Source organism: Edaphobacter dinghuensis (assembly GCF_014640335.1).
In the GTDB taxonomy this organism is placed as follows: domain Bacteria; phylum Acidobacteriota; class Terriglobia; order Terriglobales; family Acidobacteriaceae; genus Edaphobacter; species Edaphobacter dinghuensis.
This window is the reverse complement of the sequence record NZ_BMGT01000003.1, coordinates 982,401-995,906: the sequence shown is the minus strand read 5'-3', so window position 1 is coordinate 995,906 and position 13,506 is coordinate 982,401. Positions and strand designations below refer to the sequence as shown.

The window sequence follows — 13,506 nt, the reverse complement described above, 5'->3', positions numbered from 1 at the left end:
ATGCCATAGCCATCCTTTATTTCATGCTCAAACTACTTCCAGTCTCAGACTTCAAACAGGTTAGAAGCGCGTCTTGAATCAATCGAACCTATCAAGCGGAGGCTTATCTACTCCTGCATCACAGCGGTTGGTATCGCTCGACGTGCTGCGTGGCCTTACGATCGCGCTTATGATACTCGTCAATAACGCGGGTGCGAGTAATATTTCCTACGCGCAGCTTCGTCACTCTGCGTGGAACGGATGTACGCTCACGGATTGCGTCTTCCCTTGCTTTCTGTTTATGGTCGGCGTATCGATCACGCTGTCCTTTCGCAAGCGGCTCTCGCAAAAAGTAGCGCGTGGAGTGATTATGCTTCAGGTCCTGAAGCGCACGCTCCTGATCTTTGGCATAGGGCTCTTGCTGAATGCTCTGCCATTCTTCGATATAGGCAATCTTCGCTTTTATGGCGTACTGCAGAGAATCGCGATCTGTTATCTCCTGGCGAGCGTTACTTACCTCTTCGGCGGAGTGATCGCAAGCTCGGGCGTTGCTATTCTTGCGCTTGTTGGCTACTGGTGGCTGATGTTGCATGTGCGTGTGCCAGGATATGGCTTACCCGGCGTAGATGTCGGCATTCTTGATCCGGCAGGAAATCTCGCCTCATGGCTTGACCGCTTCCTGGTGCCCGCAGCGCACCTCTACCATCACACGGTGTATGACCCGGAAGGTTTTTTGAGTACGATACCTGCCCTGGCCAACACCCTCTTCGGCGTTCTAGCTGCTTCCCTTCTTCTTACTCCCCGCGCCGCGTGGCAGAAATTCGTGATCTTGTTTTTTAGCGGCGCTCTCTTCATTGCCGCAGGACTTCTCTGGGCTCATTGGTTTCCATTGAATAAGCGGTTGTGGACAAGCTCTTTTGCGATCTTCACAACGGGTGTCTCTATGGCACTTATGGCGGTATTTTTCTGGGCGATCGACGGCCCTCCGAAGCTACGCAAAGGACTTGCTCCCTGGTTGATCTTCGGCACGAATGCACTTGCGGCTTACGTTTTCTCTGAAGTGCTGGCCATCGTTCTTGGGGTCATCACTCTTTCTCGCGGAGAGTCGCTTCAACAATTTTTCTTTCGTCTCTTGCCGCACTCACTCGGCCCATCTGCATTCCTATCGGCGATCTACTCTTTCGTCTTTGTTATAGTTTGCGCTTTGCCTGCAACTTATCTCTACCGGCATAAAATTTTTCTGAAGTTTTAGCAGCCTCACGCACTCAATATCTAACTATTTACACTGCTCGAAGATCGATTTGAGTTCTAAGTCATGATGAAAATGATGAGAAATACATTCTGGTTGATATGTCTCTGCATGGTAGTCACAACAGGCACAGCTCTAGCTCAACTGGAACCCACACTTCACCTCAGATCAGGCTCTCTACCAGTGGCTGATAGAGAATTGTTCAGTGAATCGATGCACTTGTTCGATGAGAGCTATGATCCACGGACACACCTTGTCCTCCGCCCTCACGATGGCCACACCAATGTTCGCGGGAGCTATATGGTCCGCGAGTCCAGTTGGTACGCTCTCGGCCTGCTGGTTCGCGATCGCGCCGGAGACCATCCTGAAGATGCGCAGCGCGCCATCGACATCCTTAACGCAGTGCTCGATCAGCAATACCTCGATCCCAAGGCGAAGTGGTTTGGCACCTTTAAGCGCACGCCAGAAGAACCTCTGCCGCCTGTCGGAGAACCGGCTTTCCGGGGATACGATCCAAACTGGCGTCACTTCGTCGGCACCACGCTTGAGATGATTTTGATCGAGTATCCAACACGCATCCCGGCACCTCTCAAAGAGCGCATGTATCGCGCTATCGACGCAGCCGTCTCGGGCGAGATGCACGATGGACGTCTCGTTCCTTCTTATAGCAATATCGCTCTCATGTACGGGGCACTCTGGGACTTTGCCGCGGTGCACGATAAGAATGCGGCCTGGCTCAGTCAGTCCACAGCATGGACGAATGAAGTCTATCGCCTCTTCCAGCAATATCGGACCTTTGATGAATTCAATGCACCGACTTATTATGGGGTCGATCTGTATGGTCTCGCTCTTTGGCGAGAGTATGGATCGACACCCCATATGCGCGAGATCGCAAGAGACATGGAAGCAGGCTTATGGACAGACATCGCCGACTTCTACCAACCCAATCTGCGCAATATCGCAGGACCTTACGACCGCTCCTATGGCATGGATATGACGCAATATGTAACCCCAAGCGGAGTATGGATGCGAAGCATTTTAAGTGCCGATAAGGCTCCGCTCCCTATGCACCTGACACTTAACACTTTTCAGATTGCAGATGTATGGTTCGCGCCCCAGGTCACGCTTCTTGGGACTCATGTGCCGGACGCGGCACTCGCCAAGCTGCGCAAATTCGAGGGGCCGCATTTCATCAATCGAACGATCGATTCACGCCGCACTGCCACGACTTGGATTGGCAATCATGCAATCTGGGGCGGAGAGTTCACGAGCCGCACGAAGGACACAGGCAACAAAACGCAGTTTCATCCTGCCACAGCTCAATGGCGCATGCCCTCCGGTCAGATTGGATGGATGAAGATCACCCGCTCTCCAAACATCGACTCTGTAGCAGATCGTGGCGGCATAACTGTCGCCACCGATGGCGATGTAAGGTTTCGCATCTTCACCGGCTCTGAGACCTCAGGCGTGCTCCGAGATGCATGGACTCTGCCGGGATTTGACGTTGCAGTGCAAACCGATGCGAAAGGGTTCACGGCGATTAGGCCTAAGAATTGCGGAGGCTGTGTCGATGCTACGTATACGGGGCTTCATTCCATTCGACTGAATATGCACACGATTCAGTAGCGTTTTGGATCGACGCATAGGTTTTGTTTGATGCGGCTCTCCCGGAGATTTCTTATACCGGGAGAGCCGGTAAACAAAGCTTCCTATGTGACATCACTATAGTTGTCTGGAGGATGGAAACACACGCGCGAAGGTCGATTCGCGGTCGGACCGTCCACCGAATAGAAAAACCATTCCGAGAGCGCCGGTGGCCAACAAGAAAATGCTGCTGGGCTCAGGGACAGCGCTCGCCGCGACAGCGTTTACCTGGAAGGAGACCGTCGAAAGAATGTCAGAGGCGTTTCCGTCCGCTCCGCCGAGAATGCTGAAGAAGCCGTTGTAGGTCGTAAGCGCGGCTCCTGCAGGAATCTCTACAGAGAATAAGAGGCCGTTGAAGCTGTCCCCCGGATCGAGGGTGAACGGAAAGTTCAGAAGGAATCCACTGTCATCGAGCGTAAGCGGTGAATCGACGTTGAAGCTGTCGCTGTTGAGATATAGGGTGGCTCCATTGGTGATGGGAGCCGATGCTGTGGCCATGAAGGACACGGTAGAGCCGGGAGCTCCGGACTGAATGGGATCAGTGAGGCTCAAGTTGAGAGTGTCCGCAAATGCGGAAGCTCCAAATACCAACAACAGAGCCAGAAGTGTTGAAAGAGTGAACGTTGCTTTTTTCATGATGGTTTGTTCCCCGTGTCCTTTATTTGAATGAAGCGATTGATCTCATCGAATAATTAATCTTGATGTTCAGGGCAATTTGGCACGAATACTGCCGCCGAAGGTCCCGCCGGTATAGCTCCCTGAATACTTTTCGACGGCGGCTGCACCAGCGACTCCCGCAGACGATGGGAAGTTGAGGGTAACTGTTGTGTTGCCGCCTCCGGGTGCTATATCTCCAGCCGCCAGAGGAAGCGGCGTGCCGGCAGCAGAGCCCAGCGTGGCAGAGGTTAACTCTACGTTCTGCGCGGTTCCAGTGCCGTTGTTCGTAATGGTGACAGTTGCCTGATAGCTGCCATCAGTAAGTTGTGTAAGTACGGCCGTGGTAATCAATTGCACCGTACCAGGAATAGGCCCTGTGCCCGTGCCTGTAAGTTCAAAGGTTCCGGGATTATTCAACGCAGTCGAAACGGTGAATGATGTCGAGCGCAGACCGTCGGTGGTGGGGTTGAAGGTTGCGGTGTAGGTGCAATCATCACTATTGTCCTGCGAGTTGACGATGCAGCTTCCCGCGCTGAGCGTGAAGTCGGGTGATGTGAGCGACAAGCTGGTAGGCGAATCGCCGGGAGTGAAGTGCAGTTGGATGGTCTGAGCAAGAGGCGTGCCTACCTGCGTGGAAGCGAAGGAAAGATTGTTCGAAACCTTGCGAATGCGGAAGTTCGTGGAGTCGCTGATATAGAGGTTGCCCTGAACATCGAGCGCCAGCCCAAAGCCGTTGCCTCCATTGGAGCCGACAATGGCCTGCGTGGCAACGCATCCATCACCGATGGCGGAGAGACTGCACGAGGTCGAGCTGCCCCCGCCGGCGATGACGCGGGTGTAGCCACTGCGGCCATCTTCGAACCAGACGACATTATTGGCCGAGTCCGCGATGTAGAGATTGCCATCTGCATCGATGGAGATCTTTTGCGGCCCCATGTTGACGGTGTTCGCCAGACCCGGCGCAAACGTTGTGTTGCCCGTCGTCGATGTGCCTGCGACCGTGTAGATGTTGCCGTTGACTGGCGACGCCACGCCCAGCTTCGTTAGCAGCTCGTAGAGTCCGCTACCCGCCGTGCAGGTAACGCAGACGGCGCGAACATGCGACGACTCCGCGATGTAGATATTGCCGTTGGCATCGACCGCCACTCCCTGCGGATTGGAGATAGTGGCTGCTGTTGCTAGTCCGCCATCGCCAGTCGAGGAGTTGACTCCGGTGCCCGCGACCGTCTGAATGTTGCCCGCCACGCCAAGCCCCGACAGTGGATTCAATACCTCTCGGATGCGGTTGTCACCTGAGTCGGCAATGTAGATATTGCCCGCTGCATCGGTCCATGCTGCGCGTGGCCCCTTCATCAAAGCGCTCGTTGCAGGGCCGCCGTCACCAGCGTTATCGGTGGTGTTGGCCGGACCGCTGCCTGTTCCGGCGATGAGATACATTAGCCCGTCAGCTGCGCGAACCTCCTGCACCTTATTATCGCCATAGCCTGCGATGAACAGATTGCCCAGCGTATCTATATAAATGCCGCGAGGCTTACCGGAGAGCTTGACCATAGTTGGCGCGCAGCCGACGGTGGCCGTGGGGACGCAAGACGTTCCGGAGACATATCCGGCGAAGTCGGTGAGGACGCCGTTGGCAGAGATCTTGCGAACCAGCGCCGCCGCCGCATCGGTGAAGTAGACGTTGCCGGAGGCATCGGCTGCGACACTGCGCAGGTCGGCCCCGCTGCCCGAGAGTTGCACGCTGGTCGCCTGGCAGCCGTCGTTGAACTTATCGACGGAGCCGGTGCAGGTCGAAGAGCTTCCTCCACCCGCAATGGTGGAGATGGTGTAAGGCAGCGCCACTGGAGCAGCCGAGACAGGAACAAGCGGTGCAGGATTAATGGTGATGCTCAACGGCGGAGTCGAGGTTGAGCCGCCGAAGTTTCCACTGGCCACATAGCTTGCACTTACGTTGTCGACTCCTTCGGGCAGAAGCGCGCTGTAGACGGCGACGCCATTAGTCAGCGTGGCGTTGCCGATCAGCGTGCCTGCAGAGTTCGCACTGGTGCTGTAGCTGAACTGAACCGTTCCGTTCGGTGTGCCCGCAACCGAGCTGACGGTTGCCGTCAGCGTGATCGGCGTTCCTACCGTTCCTGTTGTAGCAGAGGACTGCAGGCTCGTCATCGTGTTGGCTGCATTCACCAGAACCGATGTTGTCGCAGCGACAGAGCCTGCGTTATTGATATCGCCGCTATACACGGCACTAAGCGAATATGTTCCCAGTGGCAGGTTGAAGTTGTACGACGCACTTCCGTTTGCCAAAGGAACAGTGGCATAGGTTGCACCGTTGACCAGGAACGTCACCGCACCTGATGGCTTCGCCGCGCCCGCAACCGTCGCGGTGGCTGTGAATCCGGCTCCGAAAGTGGTCGCAGAGGGCACGCCGGTCAACGTCGTTGTAGTCGCGGACAGATTGCCGGAGTTCACCGTGACGGTGTAGCTGCCAAAGCTTGAAATCGCAGCATACGTTGTATTGCCGGAGTAACTCGCGGTATAGGTATGTGTTCCCGCGGGCGCGTTGGTAATGGGAATAAAGACAGTATCAGTTGTTCCGGGAAGGCTGGCGGTGAAAGTTCTGCCGCTCTCATCGGTCAACGTGACCGTCCCTGTTGGATAGGGATAGCTCTGACTGGCGAAGGTTGGTGTAAGAATCACAACAGCAGTGGGAAACTGGCCGTCCGTGACGGTTTGATTTAAACCATTCGGCCCGGTTAGCTCCGGCGCGAGGAAGGTGAAGGTGCAGTCCGGTGCAATCAACGCAGGTGTGGTGCGGGCATCGGTGATGATATTGCCATTGCTGCCGTTGTAGGGCAACAACAGCGACGTCAGCGTGCTCGAAACCTGTCCCGGTCCAAGCGTAATCTGCGCGTTGCTGGGAGCAATGAGATTGGAGCTGGCCAGCGTATCGATGGTCACATTATCCAGCGTCACGACCAGCGGATTGACGGTGCCGTTGTTGCTGGCCCCAAGGAAGGTCACCGAGCCGGTAGCGACTGCACCCTGATTGGAGAACCGCAGATTCTGCAATAGGATGTTTTTGAAGTTTGGCGTGAGCGTTCCCGCGTTGGTGTTGTAGAGCGGCGTGAACTGAACCTGCGTGCCGTGATTGACGAAGCAGGAGTTGGAGTACTGAATGTTTTGCACCACGCCGCCACGGTCGTTGGCCGACTTGATGCGGATTGCCGTAGAGTTGCTGCCGTCTACATCCGCGTCTCCATACATCTGGTTGTGATCGAAGAGCACGTTGGTGACTCCGCCGGTAGTGATGCTGCCGATGGACTCTCCGTGGCCGGCGTAGAAGTGATTATCAACAACCGAGATATTTGCCGAAGCAGAATTGGGAGCACCGACCGCGACGTTATCGTCTCCATCCGAGATCCAGGAATTTTTGATGGTAACGTTGGTCGCATTGCCTGGATCGATGCCGTCCGTATTGCGCGCCGAGAACGGCGTCACAATCTTGATGTCCCACACCGTCAGGCCATTGATCGTATTGATTGCGATATGGAAGTTCGGCGGGTTCTTGAACGTGATCTTGTAGAGCGTAATGTTGGTGGACTTCGAGATCTGGATGCCGCGTGGGTTCTGCTGGCTTCCATTCAGCGTGTTGGCATCGTTGGCAAGGTCCCACCAGCTCTTGCCCGTAGTGGTGCCTTCATATCCTGCGCTGGGGAAGCTGTTGAGGACGACATCGCCGCCACGCCCGTTGAGCTTGCCGTAACCCATGATGCCGGAGTTGTTGTCGTTGCTGATGCTGATCAGGTTCTGGCAGCTTGCAGTGTTACTGTTGGCGTTCACCGTACCGCAGCTATGAACTCCCGGGGTCGTGTCGTAGTCCTGAGCGTTGCGCGAGAAGTAGAGCGTCACACCGGGATCGACCAGCAACGTTACGCCGGTGGGAATCGTGATGGGGCCGGTGAGAAAACTGTTGTCGCCCGCCGCATCCATTGACAGCTCGACGGCCTGGTTAGTACCGGTGCAGGCATTCAGAGCAGCTTGCAGGCGCGCCTGATCGAGGCTTGTGCTCACTGCCTCCACCGAAGTTGGAACATCTTCGTTCGCATCGTGGAAGCTCGCCGTCAACGACTGGCAGACCGAAGGAAAGCTCGGTTCAACCACCGTCCGCGTGTCTCCTGTAGCGACCGCAGCCGCAGCAGGCTCCTGCGCTATACCCGAGAGTGCAAGCGACGTGGAGAAGCCGCCGCCCGATGCGGTCAGCGTGCCGCTGATCGTTCCGCTCTGTCCTGATACCGGAGCGAACACCACACCGAGCGTACAGCTCTGCCCAGCCGTCAGCGTAGCGCCGCAAGTGTTGTTCGAGATAGTAAAGCCCGAAGAAGCAGCGATGGAGAATCCGCTGACCGCGCCACCAGTATTGTTCGTCAGCGTCACCGAAGCAGCCGAAGAGTTGGTGCCGTCAAGTTGGCTGGCGAAGGAGAGCGATGGAACGCTGAAGCTGAACTGCCCTGCAACCGTCACTGTCACCGAAGCAGAAGACCCGCCGAAGTTGTTGTCACCGCTGTAAGTCGCTGTGATTAGATTGACGCCGGTGGGAAGGTTGGTGGTCGTCAATACTGCGACACCGTTTACGGGCAATGCGATCGAGCCTAGTGAGGTCGATCCCGCGGCAAACGTCACCGATCCCGTCGGCGTTCCTCCGCTGCCAGTAACGGTCGCCGTCAGCGTCACCGATTGCCCCGGGGTCGCCTGCGTGGCGCTCGTAGTCAGCGCCGCCGTCGTCGATTGTGCGGCGACGACCTTGATGACAAAGGGCGTCGTGCTCGACGATGCGTTGAAGTTGGCATCACCGCTATAGGTCGTCGTAATGGAGTGATTGCCTGCCGCCAGCGTGCTGGTGGTGTAATACGCCTCGCCCGATGCGTCGAGCGTTCCCGAGGTCAGCACAGTTCCACCATCGGAGACGGTATACGTTCCTATTGGAATCGCACCCGCGCCCGGTGTTTGTGGACGCACCAGAATGGTGACGCTGCTGCCGGGGGCAATCGTGATGGAACTACCTGATGGCACAAAGGCGTTCATCTCGTCAGCCAGCGCGGCAGTAGGATCCCAGTTGGTCGCAAATCCTGCGAACGAAGGGCTCGGCGTCGGCACCGTGCTCGAAAGAAAGGCCACAGGATAGTAAGGTGCAGCCTGCGCCGCAGTGAGACTTGTTTTGATGGCATTCTCTGCTTCAGGAGTTCCCGGCGAGGTCGAGATCGTCTCGCGCGGCCCGGCGATTCCCGCACCCAAGCTTCCTCCCGCGCCCGCGTACACAAAGCCGTTGGGATCGAGCGAGCCTGTAGCCGGGTCGGTATACGGCATCGTGTTGAACTCGGCGTAGGTCGAGGTCGGAAGGTTGCTATCACCCGAAAACTCGATCCAGCCCGTAGGATTGACCTGGTCCACAAAGCTGTTCAACATAATGTAGGTGGAGTACTGCCCATATGGACGGCCGTAGTACAACGAGCTCATGCCCGCGCTCTGCGAGAGCAGATAGGCGCTGTTCAAAACGTAGCCGCTCAGATAATCCGACGCGCTGCCGGTCTGCGCCTTCTTGTTCTGCGCTTCAATCGTGTCTGTTCCCGTCACCGTGCCGTGATACGCCGTGTAGAAGACCGTATGATCAAAGACCGTCGCCGCATCGCCGAAGATGTAGTCCACATCGCCATTGATTCGTCCCCTCCAAAAATACTGGCGAGCTGCCACGCAGGTCGAGCCACAACCCTGGCTACCGGCATAGAGCGTGTCCTGCAAACTGCTTAGCTGCACATTGTTTAGCACCGCTTGGTCCGACGTAATCCAAAGCGCCAGCGCCTGCGAGTTACACAACGTCCCAGAGTTGAACAGCGCCTGGTTGTTATTCGCCGCCTGGCCTGCCGTGCACACGCCGCCTACCAACGCATTGGTGTTGGAGTTTGTACTATCGGTGTCATAGGTATTGGCGACCGACAGGTTTTCCATGTAGAAGCCATTGGGAATATACGTCGTGCCGTTCAGGCTGCCCTTGGCGACCACCATTGTGCTCGAACCCTGATCTCCGGAGGAGCCATTGTTGCCCACTCCCTGCCCGGGCAGGAACGGCGCAGAAAACGCACCGTCTTCATTAGTCAGAACGACGTTGGCCGGATTTCCGCCCAGACCGCGCAGCGATACAAACGGCGTATTCACCGTGACGAAACCGGTATACGTTCCCGGCTTGATGTACACCGATCCGCCGCTGACCGGAGACAGAGCATTCACCGCCGCCTGCACCGAGATGTAGTTTCCCGTGCCATCGGAAGCCACCAGACTCTGGGTTGCTCCAACTGCTGCCGTGGTGTCTGCCTTGGTCACCGTGTAAGCAGCAACCGATGCTGTCGAGCCGATATAGTCAACCGAATCCGCGGGAGTAAATGTAACCGCCAGCGCATAGCTTCCCACTGGAAGATATGTGCTGGCATCTATTGAAAGCGCGCTGCCGCCAACGGGAGTCGCCGTGTACGTGTAAAAACCAGCCAGACCGCCCGAGCTTGCATCGAGCACACCGGCGCCAATGGCACGGCTGAAAGCCTGTGTCGTGCTCGCAGGAGTCCATGTCACCGCAGTCGATGCCTGCGCAATTGAAAACATGCTGGCCTGAGAAGTCGACCCGACGATTCCAGCCTGTGTCGGATACGAGGCCGTGATCGAGTGCATCCCCGCGCTTAGCCCAGTCAGGGCGACCGTCGCCGTCGTTCCCGATAGCACAAAGGTCTGCGGGCTGCCCGCGTCGACCGTCACCTGTACATTGGTGCCCGAGACCGAACCAGAGCTAGGAGTCACCGTTACGGTAAAGCTAACTTCGGTGCCGCTCGCGCTGTAGACCGGGTTCGCGGGCGTCTCCGCCGAAATCGCTGTCGCCGTTGTCACCACTGTTCCGGTCTTGGTGCCAGAGAGTGTCAGCGAACCGATGCTCAACGCCGGAGTCATGCTCAGCACGTCGGAGACCGGCCCGGTCCCGCTTGCCGAGGGCGTGAAACTCGCAGCGATTGTGCATGCGTATCCCGGCTCGATCGACGCAGAACCAAGCGTGCATCCATTTCCACCCGAAGAGGCGATCTGAAAGTCAGCCGTGTCGGTCTGGTTAAACCCCGTCGCCGCTAAGTTGCCGACGTTGGTCAATGTGCCGCTAAAACTTGTCGTAATGCTGGTTCCAAAGTCGAACGCCGTTTGGCTGCGCTCGACCTCGGCGATGCCATTGGCGTGCGAGTCCGCACTGTACAGGTTGCCGCTGCCATCGACAGCGAGCCCGGTTGGCGCAGTCAGTCCTGTCGCAACCGTTGTCTGCGGCCCCGAGACCGGCACCTCAATCACCGACTCCGTATTTCTGTCTTGCACATAAAGATTGCCCGCTGCATCTCCCGCAATCCCTGCTGGGCTGATGCCGCTCAGGATTGTCGATTGCGCTCCGGTCGCTCCTGAAACCTTGACCACCGAGCCCGCGCCTTGATCGGCAATGTACAGATTGCCCTGCCCGTCCAACGCCAGCGTCGTGGGATTTCCCAGCCCGGACGCAACCGTCGACAGTGGCTGCAATGGAACGAACGTCGAACCCGCTGCAATCTCATAGACCGCAAGGTTGGTCTTGTCGGAGACGTAGAGATTTCCCTCGGCATCGACCGCGATTCCCTGTGGTGCCGCCGGGCTCTGCGGTGGAGCGTAGTTGATCGTGCTTTGCGAGTAGGTTCCCGGAGCCGTCAACGTGAACTTCGTAATGCCGCTGCTGCCGCTGCCCACAACGTAGATATCTCCCGCAGCATCGACAGCAATCTGACTGGGGTTAGCCGGAAGCGTGCCGCTGATGGTGCTGCTTACGTTGGCCTTGCTGATCGTACACAGCTTGCCGGAGTTGTCATCAATCGCATAGAGGTTGCTCGATCCGTCCAGCGCGACCGCGACCGGCGCAATGCCTGCACCCATCATTGTGGTGGAAGGTGCCGTCGAATCCACGGCAACCGCGGCGCCGGTTGCCATTCCCGCCAAAGCGAAGCTCGCTGAACCGTTGCTCCCCGCCGATGCAGCCAGCAGCGCCGCCGAATGTTCTCCGGGAGACGCCGGTGCAAAAGTCACCGGCACTGTGCAATCCATCGTCGCATCGGCTGCTGCACTCCCGCAGCTCACACTTCCTGCCGAGATGTCGGGCGATGCCGCAGCTAGAGCAGCCGCAATTCCCGTAGTTCCCGCGGCTCCATGCAGCACAATCGTCTGCGTCAGGCTTGCACCGGTGGTAAGAGGAACCAGGCTCGTCGCCGCGATCTTACGCACCAGCGAACTGGCCTCCGTATCCGTGATGTAAAGATTGCCTTCGGGATCAAGGCCGACGCCAAGGCCCGAGCCTCCGCTCCACGACGCCTGCCCCGCAGGACAACCATCGCCGATAGAGTTCAACGCCGTCGCGCAGGGTACGCCCGCGGCAAACAGTTTGCGAATGTATCCCGTGCTCAGGTCGTAAAACAGTACCTGCGAGCCGTCGCCGATAAAGATGTTTCCATTCGCGCCAATCGTCACCTTGAAGATGTTCGAGTCGATGCTGGTGCTCGTTCCCTTCGACGGCGTCAACCCCACGCCGCTGCCTCCACCTCCGGCCAGCACATATACCGAGCCCACCACCGGAGCCGTCACTGTGGGATTGTTCACCGTGATCGCGTTGGCCATCGCGGCTCCACCCATGTACAGAACCCGTAGTAGCGAGCTGCCGTCGTCACCGAAGATCACATTGCCGAACGAATCGACGGCGATGCCCTGCGGCCCACTGCCCGCCGCTGTCTGATAAAACGGACAGCCGTCGCCCTTGCTGTCAAGCGAGCTTCCGCCACCCGCTCCAGCACAGGCCACACCGGACGCTGTCGGCGCTGTAAACCCTCCGAGAATGGGATAGATTCTCCCCGCCGCAGTCTCCGGCGTAAGCGAAGCATATGTCGGATCGAGGCTCAGTACGCCCGCCAGCGGATTGACCACGCCGTTATACGACGCCGGCCCAACTACCACACGATAACGATTGTTCCCGGTGTCGGCGATGTAGACATTGCCGTAACGATCTGCAGCTACGCCGCGCGCGCCGTTGAGTCCGCCTGTCGTAGTCGAGCAGGTGCCGTAGGCCGTGCTTCCCGTTCCCCACGCTGCAACATCGCCGGCAAGGTTGCCGAACGGGCTTGCTACCGTGCCATCGCCGCTCGTACCTGCCGTTGTTCCCGCCGTGGCCGTGCCGCCTGAGGTTGCCCCTGCGATGCATCCGGCGATGCGATACATCGAGCCGACCTGCTTCGTGCCAGCTGTATTCGGGCACAGCGGCGACGCCGACCGGCAGATGATATTTACAGCATGGTCGTTATAGCCAGCGTTGAAGATATTTCCATAGGCGTCGATCCCCAGCCCGCGCGGCGAGTTGAAGCCCGTCGTCTCGGACACCGGGCAGCCGTCGCCGAACTTGTCCTGCTGGCCGCTGGCAGTGCCGCATGCCTTGCTTGCGCCCGCGAGCGTGTTGATGATGCCGCTGCGGCTGTTAATCCAGCGGATGAGCTCGTTGTTCACATCGCTGACGAAGACATCTCCCGCACCATCGACCACCAGCCCGCCACGGCCATCGCTGCCGAAGCTGGCCATGCTCGCCGGGCAACCATCGCCAAAGGCATCGGTCGCTTTATAGGGACTGCCAACAGCACATGATGCGCCCGCGGTCGTGGTAACGCCGCCTCCGGCAACTGTGGTGATGGTATTGGGCAGTGCCACAGGCCCAATCTGTGCAATCGAGTTCGCCGTGCCGAAGGCAACGACAAGCAATGTAAGGGACATCAGGGCAGGCATGCTGCGGAACATCCGCAGGGCGGAGACAATGCTCTTCATAGACTTGCTCACTCTCGTTATCAAACGCAGACTGCTAAAAACCACAAGAAAGAGATTCGGGCGATGGTCTGGCTATC

General features: G+C 57.8%; 4 protein-coding genes. 2 read left to right on the top strand and 2 right to left on the bottom strand.

Annotated features, from left to right (window positions below; genetic code table 11):
* Positions 1-73: 73 nt before the first annotated feature.
* Together IEW09_RS15955 and IEW09_RS15950 are read left to right on the top strand one after the other, a co-directional pair.
* Positions 74-1,231 (top strand): acyltransferase family protein, encoded by a 1,158-nt coding sequence (locus tag IEW09_RS15955; protein ID WP_188555157.1) that lies wholly within the window; start codon positions 74-76, stop codon positions 1,229-1,231.
* A gap of 63 nt (positions 1,232-1,294) precedes the next feature.
* Entirely contained in the window at positions 1,295-2,854 is a 1,560-nt protein-coding gene (locus IEW09_RS15950) for a DUF8769 domain-containing protein (RefSeq protein WP_505661220.1), read from the top strand.
* 96 nt (positions 2,855-2,950) lie between these two features.
* Here IEW09_RS15950 and IEW09_RS15945 read toward each other — a convergent pair whose 3' ends face one another.
* Both IEW09_RS15945 and IEW09_RS15940 read right to left on the bottom strand, forming a co-directional pair.
* Positions 2,951-3,508 (bottom strand): PEP-CTERM sorting domain-containing protein, encoded by a 558-nt coding sequence (locus IEW09_RS15945; protein ID WP_188555155.1) that lies wholly within the window; start codon positions 3,506-3,508, stop codon positions 2,951-2,953.
* A 69-nt stretch (positions 3,509-3,577) separates the two neighbouring features.
* Positions 3,578-13,429, bottom strand: coding sequence for a pectinesterase family protein (locus IEW09_RS15940; RefSeq protein ID WP_188555154.1), 9,852 nt, complete (start codon positions 13,427-13,429; stop codon positions 3,578-3,580).
* Positions 13,430-13,506: the final 77 nt, after the last annotated feature.